Raw genomic sequence first — 21,481 nt, 5'->3', positions numbered from 1 at the left:
TTACATGAGTTACAAAAATTACCCGATGGTCTCTCGAGTTATATTTGGTAGAGGCAGTTTTAATCAGTTAGGAGATATTATTGCTCCAAAGCGTCGTAATATTAAAGCGCCTTTTATATTTCTTGTAGATGATATTTTTAAAGGTAATTCTTGGTTAACCTCAAGAATTCCATTGGCTTATCAAGATAAGTTAATATATGTTTCAGCTGAAGAGGAACCAAAAACTTCGCAAGTAGATAAACTAACAGAAGAAATTATACTTTCATTTAATGAAAGACCTTCAGGGATTATTGGTGTTGGTGGTGGTACAACAATGGATTTGGCAAAAGCTGTATCCATTATGTTAACTAATGATGGTTCAGCTAAAGACTACCAAGGTTGGGATTTAGTAAAAAACCCAGCTATTTATCATGTTGGTATTCCTACAATTTCTGGTACAGGAGCAGAGGTTTCTAGAACTACTGTATTAACAGGACCAGAAAGAAAGCTGGGGATTAATTCAGATTACACGCCGTTTGATCAGGTTATTCTGGATCCAGAGTTAACAAAGGATGTGCCTAAAGATCAATGGTTTTATACAGGTATGGATTGTTATATTCATTGTATTGAATCATTAAACGGAACGTTTTTAAATGCGTTTAGTAAGAGTTACGGCGAAAAGGCTTTAGAACTTTGTTTAGAAATATTTCTTGAAAATAGTTTAGCAGTTGAAGAAGCCCAAGATAAATTAATGATGGCTTCTTGGCATGGCGGAATGAGTATAGCGTATTCTCAAGTGGGAGTAGCTCATGCTATGAGTTATGGATTAGGGTATTTGTTGGGAACTAAACATGGTATTGGAAACTGTATTGTTTTTGACCATCTAGAAGAATATTACCCTGAAGGTGTCAAAATTTTTAAGGATATGAAAGCCAAACATGATATTGAATTACCGCAAGGACTTTGTGCCGATTTGAGTGATGCAGAATTCGATATTATGATTGATGTCGCTTTAAGCTTGGAGCCTTTGTGGGAAAATGCCATTGGTAAGAATTGGAAAAAGAAAGTTACCAGAGATAAGTTAAAGGCACTTTATTCAAAAATGTAATATGAGACGGTTGGCCAAATTTATCTATTTTAAACTATTAGGGTGGAAAGTAGTTGGTAATACAAATATGTCTCAAGACACAATAAAAAAGGCTGTTTTAATAGCTGTTCCACACACCAGTTGGCATGACTTCTATATTGGACTTCTTTTACGCCAAGTAATTGGGGTTAAAGCAAATTTCATAGGAAAGAAAGAGCTTTTCGTTGGACCATTTGGTTGGTATTTAAAGTCTATTGGTGGAGCTCCTGTCGATAGAAGTTCAAATGAAAATAAAGTTGAGGCTATAGCAAAGTTATTTCAAGAACGCGATGAATTTCGTTTAGCACTTGCTCCAGAAGGCACACGAAAAAAGGTAGATAAATGGCGTACAGGATTTTATTACATAGCCAAGACAGCCAAAGTACCTATAATTATGTTTACACTTGATTTTGGAAAAAAGCAAAATAAAATTTCAGAACCATTTTACCCTACAAATAACATGGAAGCCGATTTTGCTTTTATGAAAAAATTCTATGAAGGTGTTAAAGGTAAAATCCCAGAATACTCGTAACAATTTGGCATAAAATTTGACAAATATAGTATAAGGGTAAGTGAAACATAAAGTAAACGTTTTTGTCCCTAAAAAGAAACATTTACCCAAAAGAAAAGCTACTTGAAAAGTAGCTTTTTTATTTTATTCTTCAACTTTAAAGTTCTTCATGTCTTCTAAAGGCTCTAATACATTGTATTCGGACCAAATTGTTGGGTCGTATTTTTTGATATTTTGAAATTCAATGGTTTTGGTTTGTATGGCATTTTTATAGTCAGAAGCACTAATATCATTAACCTCCATGGTAAGCATTTCTGATCGTTCCTTAAAAACACCTTCTATTTTAAAATTAAAAGCTACTTTATTCTTAGAGTTGGCATTATCAATGAACTTAATAGGTCTGTTAACATAAAAATACCGGTCAACCTGTTCACTAATATAATACGGGTAGTATAAGCCATTCTCTCGTTTTTTGTAAGATATGGAACCCGATTTGTTTTGTTCAACATATTTAATGCCTAAAATAAGGCGTAAATTAAGTTTCTCACCAACACGACCTTCATAAAATTTATAATCAGTTCGTATTACGGCAAATGTTTCATTAGAAACATATAAAGTGCCCACATATTTAGCAGAACCACGTTTGGGTTTAAAATTTATGATGTAAACTATTTCGTTGTTCAAAAAGGTTAGGTCTTTCAGTTCATATTTGTATTTTCTTGTTTCAGTTACAAAATCCAATTCAGGTTCATCAGTAATAAATAGACTATTTTTAATCATTCCGAATGTGGCATTTTTTACATTATTGGCCGAGTTTATGCTGTCACCCATTTTGTCGCTTCTGTTGTCTAGTGATACAGAATCAGACACTTTAAACCAGCCAGATTTTACTGTGTATACTTTATCTCTATCTAAATGGTTTAGTACAATATCATTACCCTTTTCAGCTAACTTTTCTAGAGATTGATCGTTTCTTTCATCTAAAAGCCTTACCGATTTCTCAACATCTAGTTTAGCCTTGTTAGAATTCAATATATTTAGTGTGGCTATAGCATCAGTATATTGCTTGGATTTATTGTTTATTAAAGATTGCTCTAAAGCATCAAAATCCTTATTGAAGGCATCAAGTTGCTTTTTCTTAAAGCTTGATGATTTTTCTATTTCAAAATCCGCATTTTTTCCTTCTATATAGTCTGTACGCCTTCCAAAGAATTTAAGCGCTAGTAAATCTACTTTATAGTTTTTGTTTAAGTTTTTATTTACGTAATACATTATAGAGTCCACGCCAAGTTTTCGGTCTGTTACATACACTTCAGAAAGTTCGTTTAAATGTTCCTTAAGTACATAATTTTGGGATGTGAATTCTTTCAATTGCAGACCCAGTTTTTCATAGCCTAGGCATGAAATCGTAACTGAATCTGTAGATTTAAAACCAGCAGTGGAAATTGAAAAGTTACCTTCATCATTTGAAATTACACCATAATTCTCACCAATTTGAATAGTAGCAAAAGGAATAGGGTTAGATTTTTCAGAAAGTATTTTACCTGAAACATTTTGAGTAAAACCAGAAAGAGTAGTGGTTAGTGTAAACAAAAGACTGTAAAGTAGATTAGCATTTCTAGATGTCATAACAAGTTTTGTTAATTTAACGTTATTATCGTTAATTATTTTACATAAAAATAAAAATCCTAAACGAGATGTTTAGGATTTTTAGATTATTTATGTATAATTTTTTTAATCGGTGGTTTCTTCCATAGTGTGATAAACGTTTTGAACATCATCATCCTCTTCCAGTTTTTCAAGTAATTTTTCAACATCAGTAGCTTGTTCTGGGCTCAAAGGTTTTGTCACTTGAGGAATACGCTCAAATCCAGAAGATAAAATGTCTATGCTGTTTTCTTCTAAATATGCTTGTATTTTTCCAAAACTCTCAAAAGGAGCATAGATCATAACACTGTTTACTTGGTTGCCATCAGCATCTTCATCGGTATCTTCAAAAATCTCTTCAACACCAAAATCTATAAGTTCTAACTCCAATTCTTCTAAATCAAGTTCCTCGCCTTTTATTTTAAAATTACAGGTATGGTCAAACATAAAAACAACAGAACCTGAAGTGCCCAAACTGCCATCACATTTATTAAAATAACTTCTAACATTGGCCACTGTTCTTGTGTTGTTATCAGTAGCGGTTTCTACTAAAACAGCTATCCCATGTGGCGCATAACCTTCAAAAATAACTTCTTTATAGTCGCCCTGACTTTTATCGCTCGCACGTTTTATGGCACGCTCAATATTGTCTTTTGGCATGTTTACAGCTTTTGCATTTTGTATAACAGCACGTAATCGTGAATTGCTGTCAGGATCAGGGCCGCCTTCTTTTACAGCCATAACAATGTCCTTGCCAATTCTTGTAAAGGCCTTACTCATAGCAGACCAACGTTTCATTTTTCGTGCCTTACGAAACTCAAAAGCTCTTCCCATAAATCTTTAATAAAAGTGTTAGTATTAATTGTTAAGCAAATGTAGTAAAATAGATTAGCTATTAAAAGCTCTAATCCTGCACTTCAACAATCATTTCAATAGCTTCAGCCAGCTTAAAATCTTTATCGGTTACGCCTCCTGCATCATGTGTTGATAATGAAATAGATAGCGTGTTATAAATGTTTGTCCAATTAGGGTGATGATTTAAGGCTTCGCATTCAAAAGCAATACGACTCATGGCACTAAAACAATCTTTAAAATTATCAAATTCAAATTCGGTGTGAAGGGCATTATCGTAATATTCCCAATCTGGGAAGCGCAATATTTTTTTCTCTATTTCTTGAGGATACAGTCTTTTCATAATATAGTTTTTTAAGTTACCCTAAAATAGTGAAATACCAATGTAAATGAAAACTATAGCTCTATTTCTTTTAGAACCTCTTTACTTTGTAGTTGCAAGTGCTTGGGAAGTAAATGGTCTTTTGGTAAAACTGCTAGATACCTATCGTCGTTGGTTGTGTAAACACGCTTAAATTTTGCTTTACCCAAGTGCAATAAATGGGTGATTTCTTCAATAAACTCTTCATGGTGAACCAAATCTTGACTACCCAAATGATAAATTCCGTATTTATTTCGGTTAATGATATAATGTATTTGTTGAGTGACTTTGTAGTCTGAAGTAACGTTCATGATTAAATTAGGAAATACTTCAATAGGTTCTTTTGATTTGAGTAATGTTTTAATCTCTTCGACTCTCGGTGAATGTTTACCCAGTACCATTGGAAGTCTTAAAATTGCGACTTGCCGTTTTGGCAGTCGCATGAACATGTTCTCTAACTTAATTTTAAAATATCCATAAACACTGTTGCTGTACGTTTTATCGTTTTCATAACTTGGGTATTTGCTGTAGGCATCAAAAACGTTTGCAGATGATAGAAAGAGCATCTTGGTTTTGTGCAATTTCATAAATTCAACCATATGGGTGTGGGCAATAATTTGAGCATTAAAATCACCACGTAAAGCTGAAATGATTATAGTTGGCCTTACAATTTCCAAAATTTCAAAAGCATCGTCTTCCTCAACATTATATTGAATGAATTGCTTGTTTTTTACAAACTCATGTTTTGGTGTTCTGTAAGTACCAAACGTTTTAAAGTAACCGCAAAGTTCTTTGTAAATGGCATAGCCTATAAAGCCACTGGCTCCAAATATTAAAATACGATGCTTGTTACTGATCTCCTTCATTAAATCCTTTCAAAAAAAATAAATTACCCTTTATAAAACGGTAATTTAACTACCGTTGCAGGAACAGCATTTTTACGTATTTGTATATGTATTTTGCTTCCAAAATCGCTAAAAATTGGAGCAACATAACCTAAACCAATACCTTTTTTTAGTGAAGGAGACATGGTCCCTGAAGTTACCTTGCCAATAAGCTTACCATTACTGTCAACAATATCATAACCGCTTCTAGGAATACCTTTTTCATCTAATTCAAAAGCTACAAGTTTGCGTTTTAGAACGCGCTTTTTTTCTTCAGAGAGTTTATCAGAGCTTGTAAATACCTTTGTGAATTTTGTTATCCATCCCAAACCTGCTTCTAAAGGAGAGGTTGTGTCGTCAATATCATTACCGTATAAGCAATAGCCCATTTCCAAACGTAGTGTATCACGAGCAGCCAAACCTATGGGCTTGATTCCAAAATCGACTCCAGCTTCAAAAACCTTGTCCCAAACTTGTTTAACCTCACTGTTTTTACAGTAAATTTCAAATCCACCACTTCCTGTATAGCCAGTAGCAGAAATAATAACGTGTTCTATACCTGCAAAATCACCAACAACAAAATTATAGAATTTAATTTCAGATAAATCATGACTGGTTAAACTTTGCATAGCCTCAATAGCTTTAGGGCCTTGTATTGCTAATAAAGAGTAGTCGTCACTTAAATTACGCATCGTAGCACCAACATCGTTTTTGGAGCTAATCCAGTTCCAATCTTTTTCAATATTACTGGCATTTACAACTAATAAATACTGATTTTCTTTAATCATGTAGACTATTAAATCGTCTACTATACCACCATTATCGTTAGGGAAGCAACTGTATTGTGCTTTTCCTGGCGAAAGTTTACTGGCATCGTTACTGGTTACTTTTTGCACTAAATCTAGAGCACTAGGTCCTTCAATTAAAAATTCACCCATATGGGACACATCAAAAACACCAACAGCATGTCGCACGGTTTCATGTTCTATATTAACGCCTTCATATTGAACAGGCATATTATATCCAGCAAACGGAACCATTTTGGCGCCTAGAGCAATGTGTGTATCGGTTAAAGCAGTATTTTTCATATCTCTATAAGGGTTATGTAGAAATCGATTAGTTAGACTTTTGTTGTGTCGCAAAAGTATTGAAAATTATCTGTTTTATTTTAGGATTTGGTTGATATTCTACAATTAAAACTTTGTTAATTTTTTTTAATAATATCCTGCTTTTCACAATTAAAAATTAATTTAGGGTTCTTAAAACCAATTCATAATGAGATTAAAATTATTTACCTTTTGTTTATTTCTTTTTTCAATAGTAATCACCGCTCAAGATGGTTTGCCAAAAGACTATTTGAGTTCAGATTTTCATAAAGAAAGACGCGAATCATTACGATCTAAAATGGCTGATAATAGTGTGGCAGTGTTTTTTGCAAATCCAGTTAGAAATCGTGCCAATGATGTAGATTATGTCTACCACCAAGATCCAAATTTTTATTATTTAACGGGTTATAAGGAACCTCATGCTGTTTTGGTGGTATTCAAGGAAAACCAAACAGATGATAATGGCAACACATTTAATGAAATTCTTTATGTTCAAGAACGTAATCCACAAGCAGAGCAGTGGACAGGTAGACGTTTAGGGACTGAAGGTGCTAAAAAAGAACTCGGTTTTGATGTCGCTTACAATGGAGCAGAGTTTGCCAATTCTGGAATTGATTTTAGTGCTTTTGATAAAGTTATGTTTAATAACTTTAAAAATGACTATCGCGATTCTAAACGAAATAAAGCCGATTTATATAGTTTGATAGAAGCGTTTAAAGCCCAATCCAATTACGACAAACTGTTTGTTGAAGAAGACCCAATAAAAAACCGTGTTTATGAAATGATTAAAGCCACAGATGTTGAGAACAGTGCTAACGTGGCCCAAACCATAGGTAATGCTTTTGAACGTTTTCCAGAATTGAAAGATGATGAGGTTATTGCCGGTTATGTTAATGCCACTGATGATAAAACCCGTATTGAGTTAAAGCAACAGGTCATTAAAATAGAATCGGAAGCTCCTAAAAGTAATTTGGATTCCAAATCGTTATCAACCATTATGGCAAGCTTGCGCCAAATTAAAACAGAAGAGGAAATGGTATTGCTTACCAAAGCTATTCGAATTTCTGCTATGGGCCAGCGAGAAATAATGAAAGCCATGCATTCTGGCATGTCTGAATTGGAAATTCAAGGTATACACGAGTACGTATACAAGAAATATGGTAGCGAGTATGAGGGGTATCCAAGTATAGTTGGTGCTGGACATAATGGTTGTGTCTTGCACTACATAGAAAATTCAAAAATGAAAGTGGAAAACGATTTAGTGCTTATGGATTTAGGCGCTGAATATCATGGTTATACAGCTGATGTTACCAGAACTATTCCTGCTAATGGTAAGTTTACCAAAGAGCAAAAAGCCATTTACGATTTGGTTTACGAAGCGCAGGAAGCAGGTATTGCAGCTACAGTTGTTGGGGCTAAATTTGGTTCGGTTGATGCTGCCTCGCGTGAAGTAATTAATGCTGGATTGGTAAAATTGGGTATTGTTGAAAGCGAGGACCAAGCGCGTCAATACTTTCCTCATGGAACGTCACATTATTTAGGATTGGATGTTCATGATCCAGGAGATTATGGTGCTTTACAAGCTAATATGGTGATTACGGTTGAACCTGGTATTTATATTCCAGATGGTAGCCCTTGTGATAAAAAATGGTGGGGAATCGCCGTACGTATTGAAGACGATATTTTAATTACCGATAATGGTCCTGTGAATTTATCTGGAGAAGCACCTCGTAAGTCAGATGAGATTGAAGCCTTAATGAAAGAAAAAAGTGCTTTGGATGATTTTGTATTGCCAACCTTGGATTAGATACAAACTATATACTATTTATAAAAACCCAAATAGCTTGTGAGAGTTGTTTGGGTTTTATGTTTTTTAATTAATTCGAGTCGCTATCATTTCATAAGGTTCCAAAGGAAGTCCACATAAAACAGCTTTATTTTCATCAATTTCTTTTATTGGAAGGACCAATCCTTTGTGATTATTACGAAAAAAAGATATCAATAATGTACTATCTATTTTTTCTAATAGTATTTTTCGACCTTTGTATCCAGTTTTCTTTAGTATTTCAAAGGTTTCTGGCTTATCTAAAATTTTATTGAATTCAATTATGCCTTTTTCGTTATTCCATTCAAAATTGTATTTTAAGAGTTGAATTCTACTTTCCGATAGTTTTGATTCGGTAGGTAATAATCTGACATAATCATATTCAAAAATTTCATCTTCAGTTTTAGATTCGATTTCGTTAATTACTGTATGTTTTTTTCCTTTTCGATAAAATCGAATTCGGTTGGGATTAATGAATTTAAAGTTTGAATCAGATAAGTTTTCAGATCGATTTTCGACTTTTTTCACTTTAAGGTTTATTTCATTTTCAGTGCTTTCCAGGACTGAATAATTAATCTTACCATTCTCGAAAGTAATTATATCTAAATCACGAAATTGTCTCATTTCGCTAACATTAATCCATTTTCCAGCAGTTTTAGAATTCAATTTTTTCAATTGTTTTAAAGTAGTTTTTGTGTATAGCTAGTTACGTGAAAATCCTCGCGGATTTCCCACAATAGCCGAAAGATAGCAAATCCGACAGGACTTTGCTAACGGTAGTTTGCATTTCGCGCTCGTGTCCGATAGGGATTTTAGCCGTAATGAGCTATACATGGTGTTGGTAAACGTATTTTTTTAATAGACTATTTCGGTGATTATCAATCTTTTTATAAAATAGTTGTCTAAATCAACTTTTGATTTCAACATTTGCTTGGCAACAATTCTAGGGTCATACCTACCGGCCGCTTCTCGTTTGTCAAGATAATTTATTAGAAAATACGATTTTTTAGAGATTGCGTTTAATGCCCTTGAATAGCTTCCAATAACATTAATGTTGTAATAATATTTTCGAGATTCAATGATTGAATCCTCATTTATTGGCTTCACAAATTCAAAAGTAGATTCAGAAGTAGTATAACCCAATGTGCCATCGGGCGTTAAATATTTACTTTTAATTTTTAACAATGGAATACGGCTATTGCTAATAGTCAGTTTATTGGGGTCACGTTCAATCCAGATTGAATCGGGAACACTGAAAATTTCTAACCTTAAAGTACTTTCTTCTAAATATGCTATGCTTTTTTTTGATATCTGTTCCCAATTTTCAGTTTTTCCGTTTGATAGCTCGGTCAAAAATTGTTTGTAGGCTTGTTTGGTGGTCAAGTTAGGATATTGTCTTTTTAAAAAGTCGGTTTCAAAGTCGTTTACAAGATATGTTAGTGTTTCACTATTTTCTTTACCCAAAATATTTTCAAACGCTTCTATTTCTTTGTCGTTAGAGCAACTAAAAGTTAGAAGTAAAATTATGATTAGATTGATAAATTTCATTGGTTTGCCAAAATGTATTACAACTTGTTTGGCTATGGTTTGACTTTTCCAGTTTGCACTTCATGCTCGTGTCCTAAAGAAAAGTCTAAAGGAACTATAGCCGGTGTTGTGCTTTATTTTTTAGAATTTAAAGACTATAAAATTTCTACTTCTTCGAACACGTGTTAATACCTAATGGTTTATACAACGGGCAAAAGCTCATAAAGCTTGTTAGGGCAAAAACTATGGCCACAACTAGTAACACGATTCCTAATGTTCCTGAAATGTTTCCTGTAAAATACAGTACGGCAATGACCGCAGCAACCAATAATCTAATGGTTTTGTCTGCTGTTCCCATGTTTTTTTTCATAATAGAGGTTTTTATTAGTCAAGATACAAAAAAAAGCTATTAATATGTCAACAGCATTTGATGATTGGGATTATAATGGGTGTCTGAAATTTTAAAATCGTAACTGCCTACAATTTTAAAGCCTGCCTTGTTATAAAACGAAATAGCTTTTTGGTTTTCTACCCAGGTGTACAGCCACATGCCAGACTGCTGATGGTTTTTAGAAAAAGTCACACAATAATTAAACAGTTCCAATCCTAATTTAAGATGGTGATATTCTTGCAGGACATACAGGCGTTCTAGTTTGGTAGTGGTCTTATTGGGAATGTTTTTACCCGTAACATTTAATACCAATTTGGAATAGCCAATGGGTGTTTCGTTGTGATATAGAATATGGTAATGGTTTTTGGTTTGCTTGAGCTCGCGTTCAAATTCAGCAATAGCGAATTTGGTTTTCACATAATTGGTAATGTCCTTTTTGGAAGCACTGTGTCCGTGGGATTCCAAAAAAGTCTGCTTGCCTAATTCAGAGAGCATTTTGGCATCAATGCCAGTAGCGGTTAGTATGGTTGTCATAAGATAATAGCGTTTACTTAAGTTTTATTTGTTTTTAATTCATAAGCAGGAATTTCTTTAAGTCGTTATAAGAGGATATTTTAATACTGTGTTTGTCTTTGCCCATAACATCTTGAATCTGTTTTGGTAAAGGAACTTGGGTGTTTACGGTTTCTTCAACCACATCCAAAAACTTGGTTGAATGTGCGGTTTCCAAAAACACACCATGACTTTGGGGGTTGTTTTCTAAAAAGGCTTTGCAGCCCAAATAGCCTACGGCTCCGTGTGGGTCGGCTATGTAATTGTAATTGGTATACAGTTCTTTCATGGCTGCTCGTGTTTGAGCATCCGAAAAACTAAATCCGGAAAGATTCTTTTTTAATGTTTGAAAATTGTTGTTGTAAATCTCCAGAATACGTACAAAATTGCTGGGATTGCCAACATCCATTGCGTTACTAATGGTTTGCACGGAAGGTTTGGGGTTATAGCTTTGGGAATTTAAATAGTTGGTCACGACGTTGTTTTCATTGTTTGAGGCAATAAAATGTTTGATAGGTAAACCCAATTGTTGCGCCATCATGCCAGCGCAAATATTACCAAAATTACCACTTGGCACTGAAAAAACGATTTCTTGGTGTTTATTATGCAATGCCTTATACGCAAACATAAAATAGAATAGCTGCGGTAACCATCTGGCCACGTTAATGGAGTTGGCAGACGTCAATTGTTTATGGTTGGTAATGTCAGTATCTAAAAAGGCTTGCTTGACCATATCCTGACAATCGTCAAAAACACCATCTACTTCTAAAGCGGTAATGTTTTGACCTAAAGTAGTTAATTGCTTTTCTTGAATATCGCTGACTTTTCTGCTAGGATATAGAATAACGACATTAACACCTTTAACACCTAAAAAACCATTGGCGACAGCACCACCAGTATCACCAGAAGTGGCAACCAGAACGGTAACTTCGTTGGTATTGTCTTTGTTGAAATAGCCCAAACAACGCGCCATGAATCGAGCGCCAACATCTTTGAATGCCATGGTAGGACCATGAAACAATTCTAGTGTAGAAATTTGATTGTTGATATTGACTATTGGGAAATCAAACGATATTGTTTCTTCTATGATTTCCTTTAATACCGTTTCTGGAATATCTGGCTCAACAAACTGCTTGATGGCTTCAAAAGCAATTTCAGTATGGGAAAGCGTATCAATATTTTCAAAAAATGATTTTGGTAAAGGTGTGATACTTTTTGGGAAATATAAGCCTTTATCAGGTGCAATGCCTTTGATAACAGCTTCTTTGAAGGAAGCTTTGTTGGCTTTATTGTTTAATGAGTAAAAGTTCATTTAAGTAATTGTTTTAACGCCATCAACACTAATTTCAGATGTAAAAGTATAAAATTCAATGTCTGTATTCGAATATATTTTGCTCATGGATTCTTCAACGGTTTTGGCTGTTTCCATGCCTTTTGATAAGGCAAATATAGTTGGTCCAGCTCCCGAAATGCCAGCGCCTAAAGCGCCAGATTGCAAAGCAGCATTTTTTACTAAATCAAAATGAGGAATCAGTTTTTTTCTAACAGGCTCTACAATAACATCTTGTAAAGACCTACTGATGAGGTCGTAATCATTTGTGTAGAGACCGCTTATCAAACCACCTACATTGGACCATTGTGTAATAGCACTTTTTAATGGAATATCCTTTGGCAAAACATCGCGTGCATCTTCCGTTTTAATTTCTATTTGTGGATGTAAGGCGGTAATATATAAATCATCAGGAACGGGTAAACTCACAATTTCCAGAGGATTATAACTTCTTATCAACACAAAACCACCAAACAAGGCTGCTGAAACATTATCGGCAATTTGTGAGCCACACGCAGCTTCTTCACCAAACATGGCGAACTGAATCAATTCAATTTTTGAAAAAGGTTTTCCCAATAATTCGTTGATGGCGTAAGCCGTACCAGCAGCACTGGCCGCACTGGAACCCAATCCACTTCCTGGCTTAAATCCTTTATAGATTTCTATGTCTAAACCTAACTGCAAATCAAGTTTTTGAAGCATGGCTTTTATAACGGTTCCAACTAAATTATCGTCAATGTCGTAGGGGAGATTGGCACCTTCAATTTTGGTAATGATTAATTGATTGTCTTGACGTTTGGTGAAAATCATTTTGTCACCTTTTCCATTTAAAGCGAGTCCCAAAGCATCAAAACCACAGGAGACATTGGCAACAGTTGCAGGTGAAAAAATTGTAATTTTATCCATAGTTAGTTATTACCAATTCTAATAATATCTGAAAACAAACCAGAAGCTGTCACATCGGCTCCAGCACCAGCACCCTTAATAATCATCGGTTGTTCTGGGTAACGTTTCGTGTAAAACATGACGATGTTATCTTTTCCTTCTAAATTGTAAAAAGGATGCCCTTCAGGGATTTCTCGCAATCCAACTTCGGCTTTGCCATCATTGAATTGGGCAACATATTTTAACTGACAATTTTTGGATTTAGCTGAAGCGTAAAGTTGTTGAAAATGCGCTTCATCACCAATCAAGGTCTGATAAAAATCATCAACAGAATTGCTTTCTAAATTAGCTTTAGTCAGGAATGAGTTGTTCTTGATATCTTCCAAATTCATATCTGTGCCACTTTCCCTAGCCAAAATAAGAATTTTTCGTGCGACATCAACACCACTTAAATCAATTCTAGGATCAGGTTCTGTGTAGCCTTCCGCTTGAGCTTGTTTCACAACATCGTGAAATTTGGTTTCATCGTTAAAGTTATTAAACACAAAGTTCAAACTTCCAGAAAGTACCGCCTGAATTGAGGTTACTCGATCTCCTGAAGCAACTAAATTGTTTAGGGTGTCAATTATGGGTAATCCTGCACCAACATTGGTTTCAAAGAGAAAGGGTGCGTTGTATTTCCGAGATAGATATTTTAGGTTTTGGTAATTAGCTAATTCACTGGAACAAGCAATTTTATTACAGGCAACTACAGCAATACTTTCCTTTAAATAGGCGTCATACATGTTGGCAACGGTTTCATTGGCCGTCACATCAACAAAAATACTATTACGCAGGTTAAAGGTTTTTACACGTTCTAAAAAGTCCTGTAAAGTAGCATCTTCACCATTTTCAAGGCTTTCTTTCCAGTTTTTAAGTGATAGACCAGAATCATCGAAAACCATTTTACGGGAGTTTGATAGACCAATCACGCGAAGGTTTATTTTAAGCTGTTCTTTTAAGAATTTTCTTTGTTGTTTTATTTGCTTTACCAAACGCTCTCCAACATTACCAACACCTGTAATAAAGACGTTGAGTTGTTTGTTTTGGTCTTCAAAAAAGCGTTCATGAATGGTATTTAGAGCTTTTTTTACATCTTTTTGGGAGATTACTGTTGAGATATTCTTTTCAGATGCACCTTGGGCAATAGCACGAATATTGATGTTGTTTTTTCCTAATGCACTAAACAGTTTGCCGCTAACACCTTGATGGTTTTTCATATTATCACCTACGAGTGCGATTATGGCAAGATTGTTCTCAACTAGAATAGGATCAATTTTATGCAAGGCTATTTCATTGGCAAATGCCAAGTTGATAGCTTTTTCGGCTTTCAGGATATCATCTTCAGAAATTCCAAAACAAATAGAGTGTTCGGAAGATGCTTGAGTAATTAAAATCACATTAATTTTTTCTAGTGCTAAAGTCTCAAATAATCGCTTTGAAAATCCTGGTATACCTACCATACCATTGCCTTGAAGGGTTAACAGCGAAATTTTATCTATATGGCTGATGCCTCTAGCTACGGTTGTTTTGCCGTTGGTATATTCATTTGAGATTACAGTTCCAGGAGCATCTGGTTCCATAGTATTTTTTATATGAATTGGTATGTTGTAATTTAATACTGGTTGTACAGTTGGTGGATATAGTACTTTGGCTCCAAAATGGGATAGTTCCATAGCTTCCTGATATGACAGGTTTTTAATAGGGTAGGCCTGCTTAACTAATTTAGGATTAGCCGTATACATACCACTAACATCGGTCCAGATTTCCAATCTATTTACTTTTAATGCAGCTGCAATAATAGCCGCTGTAAAATCAGATCCTCCACGACCTAAAGTCGTTTGTTCACCATCTTCAGATTGGGAAATAAATCCGGGAATAATCGTAATGGATTGCTTGGAGTTTGTAAAGTAAGATTGGATATTCGTATTTGTAATATCAAAATTAACTTCAGCTTTGGTAAAATTGGAATCGGTAATAATCAGTTCTTGACTATTTTTTCTAACAGCATTATTGCCACGTTCTTTTAATGCTTCAGTAATGATATACGAAGATAACAGTTCACCAAAGCTCACTAATTTGTCAGTAGTTTTAGGTGACAATTCATTGATTAAATAAATGCCATCCAAAAGGCTTTTTAAGGCTTGCAGCTTGCTTTCCAAATACTCTTTTGAAGTTGTGTCTTGATTTGTGAGTAACTCAAACAATATATTTAAATTAATTGATTTAATATCCTTAAAAACAGATAAATAACTTTCGTTTTTACTTTGTGCTAATTCGCCAGCCTGAAGCAACTTATTGGTTATGCCACCAATGGCTGAAACCACACAGATTACGGGTTCGTTTTTGGCATAATTTTCTAAAATACAGATGACTTGGTTGATATTTTTTGAGGAGCCTACAGATGTGCCGCCAAATTTTAATACATTCATAATTAATCGTTTAAGGACTAATAAATTTTATTTTTGTTGAATAGAGATTGTAAAAAGTTTACAAAATAAGTACGGAAGTGAAATAGAAACTAACCCCAAGGGGTAGTAGTGGTAACAGTAGAAATACAAACAGCAAAGCTATTTGCGTTAATTTTATTTTCTATGTTATTAGAAGTAGTCATATAACTGTCTGTACTATCAAAAGTATTATTTTTACAGTAATAAAAAAATAAATTGATTTTTTTTGGATTGAATACCATTAAAATCGATTAAAAACAAGATTTATAAATGAAGATTTTTTCTAAAGAACAAATATATGAAGGAGATAGGCTAACAGCTGAACGACAAAACATTACATCTACTGAACTCATGGAGCGTGCTGGAACCCAAATATTCAATTGGTTGCATATGCGCATGCAAGGTGCTCAAGTACCCATTCACGTATTTTGTGGTATTGGAAATAATGGTGGTGATGGTTTGGTTGTTGCGAGGCATTTAATAACCCATGGGTATAATGTTAAAACGTATATAGTAAATTATAGTGATAAACGTTCAAAAGATTTCTTAATCAACTACGAACGTATAAAGGAAACCACAAAAGATTGGCCAACCCTATTAGGTCCTAATGATGATTTACCACCTATTGAAACACCTGATATTATTATTGATGCGGTATTTGGCATTGGACTCAATCGTCCACCAGCAGATTGGGTGATAAAGTTATTTCAATATTTTAGGCAATCGAAGGCATTTACATTATCTATAGATATTCCTTCTGGGTTAAAGACAGATAAGATTCCTGATGATGAGAATAACGTAGTTTGGGCTGGTTATACCTTAAGTTTTCAATCTCCTAAATTGGTGTTCTTTTTACCAGATACTGCTAAATATACAGTTCAATGGGAAGTTTTGGATATAGGTATAGATAGAGAGTACTTAATGTCAACAGCAACAGAGGTCGATTTAATAGGAAAGCACGAAGTATTGCCCATTTACCAGCCACGTGATAAGTTTTCTCACAAAGGTATGTTTGGGCATGCATTAATAGTTGGAGGTAGTTATGGGAAAATTGGAGCTGTAAATTTGGCCAGTCGAGCAGCACTAACTTCAGGAGCAGGTTTAGTAACTGCTTATGTGCCAAAGTGTGGTTATGTTCCCTTGCAAGCGTCCTTTCCTGAAGCCATGGTTATAACTGATGTAGCTGATGAATATATTTCTGATATAGATTTTAATAATATTAATACAAATGCTATTGGAATTGGTGTAGGTCTTGGTGTACATGACAAAACTAAAATAGCATTTCAGAATTTTATTAAAACCAATACAGTTTCTTTAGTTATAGATGCAGATGGTATTAACCTATTGTCTGGAGATAAGAAGCTATTGAAACATTTACCCGAAAATACAGTTTTGACACCCCATCCAAAAGAGTTGGAAAGGTTGATAGGAAAGTGGGATGATGATTTTGATAAATTAGAAAAAGTTAAAAAGCTCTCTAACGACTATAAGGTTATTATCGTTATAAAAGGAGCCAATACAATTATAGTATCGGGAGATAAATTATATATAAATTCAAGCGGAAATCCAGGATTGGCAACAGCTGGAACAGGAGATGTGCTTACAGGAATGATAACTGGATTAATTGCCCAAGGATATGACCCACTGGCAGCTTCTGTATTTGGAGTGTATTTACATGGAAAATCTGCCGATATTGCTGTTGATGATTTAGGTTATCAAAGTTTAATTGCGTCACATATTATTGAAGCATTGGGAGAAGCCTATATCAGTTTGTTTGAACAGCCTGAACAACCGGAAGTTGAAGAACAACCCGAAGAAAAATCTAATAATCAACAATAAAAAAAGCCACTAACTAGTGGCTTTTTTTATTGGATTTCTTTAAATGAATTAAATATTTAATTCGGTAAATAATTCTTTAAGCTTGTCACTAGATGGCCTTGGTGCGTCTGGGTTAACTACATTACCATCTGGATCTATTAAGATAAAACGAGGAATACCACTAATTTTATAATCTTTAACAAAAGAAGATTGCCATCCTTCAGGAGCAATAATTTGAATACCACCCAATTCTTTTTCAGCAATCATTTTTTTCCAACCTTCTTTGGCAAGAGCTGCAGCTTCCTCTTTTGAATCAGCTTTATAACCACGACCGTCATCTACAGAAAGACTAACAAATTCAATATTTTTGTCATGATATTCTTTTTCAATAGCTTTTAAATGTGGTATTTCTGCCTTACAAGGGCCACACCAGGTTGCCCAAACATCAACATAAACATACTTGCCTTTTAAATCTGCTAAAGAGGTTTTTGAACCATCAACATTTTCATAATCTGTAAATGCAGGAGATTCAGACCCTTTAGGTAATTCTTGCTTTAAAGCTATAGATTGGCCAAGATACCTTTTGTACGAGTTTAACATGGGTTCTAAAGTTTCAATAGAACTATTGGTTATGGTTGAATCTATTTCCGTGTTAGATGTGTAAAACGCATTTAATTCAGATTTTATACCATCTAAAGTTTTGTTTAAGGTTTCCATATCCTCAATAGCACTTAATGCATCAAAATCTAAAAGCTGTTCTTCCTTTAAAGATTTTTGTGCCAAGAAATTACTTTGTTCCGAACCAAGACCTTCATATTTAACTGTTTCATCAAACATTTTAGTGTCTAGGCTCATATTAAGCTCATAACCATTTTTAAGAAAGACATTGGTGCTTTCGGCACCATCGAAAATAGAGTAAATACCAGTTTCTACTTTTAAAGTATCACTAAATGTTCCATCTTGGTTAACAGTAATTGTTTTACTGTAAGATCTGTTTCTTACTACCAACGAATCACTATTTTGATTTGTTATGGTTCCTGTAAGGGTTACGTAATCTTTAGGAGCATCTTCTTGACATGCTAATATTGCTAATGCAGATAATGCTAATAGGCTTTTTTTCATGCGTTTTAATGTATTGGTTTTTTTCAAAAATATAATTTATAAATATAAACTCATTAATTATTAACAATTGTTTGCATAATTACCATTGAATATAGACTTTTGAAACAATTTTCACGAATCATGGAGAACATACATTATATATCTAGTAAGCCTTTAGACTTAAATACAATTTTTGATATTGTTGTAAATAATAAACAATTGGCGCTTTCAGAAGAATCTATTCTGAAAATTAAGGCTAGTAGAGCGTATTTAGATAACAAATTAGAGACAGAGCATAGACCGATTTATGGTATTAATACAGGTTTTGGTTCATTATATAATGTAGAAATTTCAAAAGTCAACTTAACTAAATTACAAGAAAATTTAGTAATGTCTCATGCTTGTGGCACTGGTGAAAAGGTTCCGAAAAGTATAGTGCGATTAATGCTGCTTTTAAAAGTTCAATCGTTAAGTTATGGTCATAGTGCGGTGCAATTAGAAACAGCTCAACGCTTATTGGATTTCTATAATCAAGATGTTTTGCCTGTTGTTTACACCCAGGGTTCATTAGGTGCTTCAGGCGATTTGGCACCTCTGGCTCACATGGCTTTACCTTTAATTGGTAAAGGGGAAGTGTATTCGAAAAGTGAAATTTGTAATGCAGAAGAAGCCTTAAATAAGTTTTCATGGAAACCTATTCAGTTGCAATCTAAAGAAGGTTTAGCGTTATTAAATGGAACGCAATTTATGAGTGCGTATGGTATTCACCTTTTGTTAAAGTCTTATAAATTATCTTATTTATCTGATTTAATAGGAAGTGTTTCGCTTGAAGCTTTTGATGGTAGAATAGAACCTTTTAATGAATTGGTCCATTTAGTACGTCCGCATAATGGCCAGTTAAAAACAGCTGAACGAATAAGAGAATTTTTGGAAGGAAGCGAATTAATATCGCAAGAGAAGAAGCATGTACAAGACCCATATTCGTTTCGATGTATTCCACAAGTTCATGGAGCAACAAAAGACACTTTAGACTTTGTAAGAAAGACGTTTATTACTGAAATTAATTCTGTAACTGATAATCCCAATATATTCAGTAAAGAAGATGAAATTATTTCTGGAGGAAATTTTCATGGACAGCCTTTGGCATTGGCATTAGACTATTTAAAAATAGCTATGGCAGAATTAGGAAACATTTCAGAAAGACGGACATTTCAATTGGTTTCTGGATTACGTGGGTTACCAACATTTTTAGTAGAGAATCCAGGTTTAAATTCAGGGTTTATGATCCCTCAATATACAGCAGCAAGTATTGTAAGTGCCAATAAACAACTTGCAAGTCCAGCAAGTGTGGATAGCATTGTGTCTAGTAACGGACAGGAAGATCATGTTAGTATGGGAGCAAATGCCGCTACTCAAGCCTATTCCTTGTTAATTAACATTGAAAGAATTTTAGCAATCGAATTGTTTAATGCCTCTCAAGCATTGGAGTTTAGAAAGCCGCTAAAGTCATCAGAATTTCTTCAATCTTTAGTCAATGTTTTTAGAGGCGAAGTTAATTTGGTTCATAATGATAGAGAGCTCTATAAAGATATTGAAGCCTCAATATTATTTCTTAAGAATTTAAATATTGAGCCAAATGAAATGTTTTAATTGTAATTTACAGCTTATCTAATTTAATTGTAGATTATCTAATTTCCTTTGAAAGCAGACCCTTAATTATTTATATTCGTTTTTGAATGAATGAAATATTTGTTCAACTTTCGATTTTTAGCATTTGATTAATAGCAATTAAATGCCTCAATTTACTTCATAAAACTTCAAGTTTTTGATTGTTTGCACAGTCAAGGACTGATTTCATTTAGAGCCTTCCTGTGTTGTGTAACACATTATTAATCAAACTAAAATGTTATGTTAATGTACAAAGTTACCAGCAATCAATTGAGTTCTTGTTGTAGGAATTCAGTTAAAAATTCAATCCGTAATGGATTTTGTGCAACCATAAATGGTAAAGGTGTTTTTAAATCCTTTCTTTCATTTATGGTTATTTTATTTTTTGCATTTGGTTCTTTCCAAAGTTTTGGTCAAAGACTAACAATCAGCCAAAACAATATTGGAGATACTCAAATTGCAATTATTGAAACAGATGCCGAGAGTGGAGATCTAGGGTGCAACCCTGATGTCGTTCCACCAGAATTTTATTCAAAGGCAGATTGTTTAATTATTGTTTCTACTGAAGGACCCCAAAATGCAGGAGGTTTTGACTGTAGTTATAGTCAAACATGGACAGCCACCTTTTCTGATAAATGTGGACTTAAGTATGAGCCAGTTAGTATAACATATACTTGGACACAAGACACATTGCCGCCTAAAGTTATATGTACAGCTTTACAGGGAGGCGATTTGGGTTGTAATCCAAAAGAAATACCAACAGGAGAAAGTTTAATTGATTTTGTTGATACCGATGATAACTGTTTCGGCTCATCAGAGGTGTTTGTTTATGATACTGTTTTAGATGATGAAGGTTGTGATAGAAGTGTAACATATACTTTTGCTGCAATTGATTCATGCGGTAATGAAACATATGATTTTGAAAGATGTAGTGTAACATACACTTGGACAGTAGATACCGAAGCGCCAGTAATCACATCAGACTCACAGAGCGGTGATTTAGGCTGTAATCCAGAGATTGTACCACCAATGTTCAAGGTGGACGATAATTGCATGGACGGAGACATGGATTTAGAAAGCGAGACTGAAGGTCCAGTAGCAGATGGCTGTAATTATACCCAAACATGGACAGCAAACTACACAGATGCCTGTGGTAATGTTGCTGAAGCCTTGAGTGTAACATATACTTGGATAGAGTCTGAAGATATTATAGCCAATGTACCACAGGATTCAGGAGTAGGTTCATGCTTATCACAGGATGAAGTAGATGCAGCGTTTGATGCATGGGTAGCCACAGGAACCATAACGGGAGGCTGTAACTTGGATGTTCAGATTGATAATCCAGGCGCACCGAATGCCTGTGGAGGTGAGACAACAGTAACCTGGACAGCCACAAGCGATTGTGCAGAGCCAATTACTGGGAGTGCAA

At 34.4% G+C, this 21,481-nt stretch carries 19 protein-coding genes; 6 read left to right on the top strand and 13 right to left on the bottom strand.

Translation table 11 applies throughout. From position 1 onward, the window contains the following. Positions 1-4: 4 nt before the first annotated feature. Positions 5-1,087, top strand: coding sequence for an iron-containing alcohol dehydrogenase family protein (locus MTX13_RS14105; RefSeq protein WP_250437224.1), 1,083 nt, complete (start codon positions 5-7; stop codon positions 1,085-1,087). Between the two features lies 1 nt (position 1,088). Then, positions 1,089-1,637, top strand: a complete 549-nt coding sequence (locus MTX13_RS14100) for a 1-acyl-sn-glycerol-3-phosphate acyltransferase (RefSeq protein WP_250437222.1) — start codon at positions 1,089-1,091, stop codon at positions 1,635-1,637. Between the two features lie 123 nt (positions 1,638-1,760). Here MTX13_RS14100 and MTX13_RS14095 read toward each other — a convergent pair whose 3' ends face one another. The 5 genes from MTX13_RS14095 to gcvT form a co-directional block, all read right to left on the bottom strand. Next, positions 1,761-3,245 carry a carboxypeptidase-like regulatory domain-containing protein gene (locus MTX13_RS14095; protein ID WP_250437214.1) on the bottom strand — a complete coding sequence of 495 codons (1,485 nt, stop codon included), beginning with the start codon at positions 3,243-3,245 and terminating at the stop codon, positions 1,761-1,763. A 105-nt stretch (positions 3,246-3,350) separates the two neighbouring features. Next, entirely contained in the window at positions 3,351-4,097 is a 747-nt protein-coding gene (locus MTX13_RS14090) for a YebC/PmpR family DNA-binding transcriptional regulator (protein WP_250437212.1), read from the bottom strand. A gap of 70 nt (positions 4,098-4,167) precedes the next feature. Beyond that, positions 4,168-4,458 (bottom strand): 4a-hydroxytetrahydrobiopterin dehydratase, encoded by a 291-nt coding sequence (locus tag MTX13_RS14085; protein ID WP_250437210.1) that lies wholly within the window; start codon positions 4,456-4,458, stop codon positions 4,168-4,170. A gap of 53 nt (positions 4,459-4,511) precedes the next feature. After that, entirely contained in the window at positions 4,512-5,342 is an 831-nt protein-coding gene (locus tag MTX13_RS14080) for a sugar nucleotide-binding protein (protein ID WP_250437208.1), read from the bottom strand. A gap of 23 nt (positions 5,343-5,365) precedes the next feature. After that, entirely contained in the window at positions 5,366-6,448 is a 1,083-nt protein-coding gene (gene gcvT, locus MTX13_RS14075; protein ID WP_250437198.1) for a glycine cleavage system aminomethyltransferase GcvT, read from the bottom strand. 187 nt (positions 6,449-6,635) lie between these two features. Between gcvT and MTX13_RS14070 the strand changes: the two genes are divergently transcribed. Continuing rightward, entirely contained in the window at positions 6,636-8,273 is a 1,638-nt protein-coding gene (locus MTX13_RS14070) for an aminopeptidase P N-terminal domain-containing protein (RefSeq protein ID WP_250437189.1), read from the top strand. Between the two features lie 66 nt (positions 8,274-8,339). Here the strand turns inward: MTX13_RS14070 and MTX13_RS14065 are convergent, their stop codons facing one another. From MTX13_RS14065 to thrA, 7 genes are all read right to left on the bottom strand, one after another. Then, positions 8,340-8,957: a hypothetical protein gene (locus MTX13_RS14065; RefSeq protein ID WP_250437187.1), complete on the bottom strand. Its 618-nt coding sequence runs from the start codon at positions 8,955-8,957 to the stop codon at positions 8,340-8,342. A 189-nt stretch (positions 8,958-9,146) separates the two neighbouring features. Beyond that, positions 9,147-9,839 carry a hypothetical protein gene (locus MTX13_RS14060; protein ID WP_250437185.1) on the bottom strand — a complete coding sequence of 231 codons (693 nt, stop codon included), beginning with the start codon at positions 9,837-9,839 and terminating at the stop codon, positions 9,147-9,149. 145 nt (positions 9,840-9,984) lie between these two features. Then, positions 9,985-10,188 carry a YgaP family membrane protein gene (locus MTX13_RS14055; protein WP_103052852.1) on the bottom strand — a complete coding sequence of 68 codons (204 nt, stop codon included), beginning with the start codon at positions 10,186-10,188 and terminating at the stop codon, positions 9,985-9,987. 39 nt (positions 10,189-10,227) lie between these two features. Next, on the bottom strand, positions 10,228-10,743 hold the full coding sequence (locus MTX13_RS14050) for a GNAT family N-acetyltransferase (protein WP_250437183.1): 516 nt from the start codon (positions 10,741-10,743) through the stop codon (positions 10,228-10,230). Positions 10,744-10,777: 34 nt separating this feature from the next. Beyond that, entirely contained in the window at positions 10,778-12,073 is a 1,296-nt protein-coding gene (gene thrC, locus MTX13_RS14045) for a threonine synthase (protein WP_250437181.1), read from the bottom strand. Then, the gene (locus tag MTX13_RS14040; protein ID WP_250437161.1) at positions 12,074-12,997 is read right to left on the bottom strand and encodes a homoserine kinase; all 924 of its coding nucleotides are present in this window, start codon (positions 12,995-12,997) and stop codon (positions 12,074-12,076) included. Positions 12,998-12,999: 2 nt separating this feature from the next. Then, positions 13,000-15,447: a bifunctional aspartate kinase/homoserine dehydrogenase I gene (gene thrA / locus MTX13_RS14035; protein WP_250437148.1), complete on the bottom strand. Its 2,448-nt coding sequence runs from the start codon at positions 15,445-15,447 to the stop codon at positions 13,000-13,002. 288 nt (positions 15,448-15,735) lie between these two features. Here thrA and MTX13_RS14030 point away from each other — a divergent pair, with 288 nt between their 5' ends. After that, on the top strand, positions 15,736-17,304 hold the full coding sequence (locus MTX13_RS14030; protein ID WP_250437130.1) for an NAD(P)H-hydrate dehydratase: 1,569 nt from the start codon (positions 15,736-15,738) through the stop codon (positions 17,302-17,304). Positions 17,305-17,352: 48 nt separating this feature from the next. On the opposite strand, the gene MTX13_RS14025 is transcribed toward MTX13_RS14030, so the two are convergent. Further along, positions 17,353-18,405 carry a redoxin family protein gene (locus MTX13_RS14025; protein WP_250437120.1) on the bottom strand — a complete coding sequence of 351 codons (1,053 nt, stop codon included), beginning with the start codon at positions 18,403-18,405 and terminating at the stop codon, positions 17,353-17,355. A gap of 120 nt (positions 18,406-18,525) precedes the next feature. Between MTX13_RS14025 and hutH the strand changes: the two genes are divergently transcribed. Then, positions 18,526-20,034: a histidine ammonia-lyase gene (hutH, locus tag MTX13_RS14020; protein ID WP_250437118.1), complete on the top strand. Its 1,509-nt coding sequence runs from the start codon at positions 18,526-18,528 to the stop codon at positions 20,032-20,034. 264 nt (positions 20,035-20,298) lie between these two features. After that, positions 20,299-21,481 (top strand): hypothetical protein (locus tag MTX13_RS14015; protein ID WP_250437116.1); only part of this gene is annotated, 1,183 nt, incomplete at its 3' end.

Source organism: Hanstruepera flava, assembly GCF_023634025.1.
Lineage (GTDB): Bacteria > Bacteroidota > Bacteroidia > Flavobacteriales > Flavobacteriaceae > Hanstruepera > Hanstruepera flava.
This window is presented reverse-complemented; position numbering and strand designations above follow the sequence as displayed.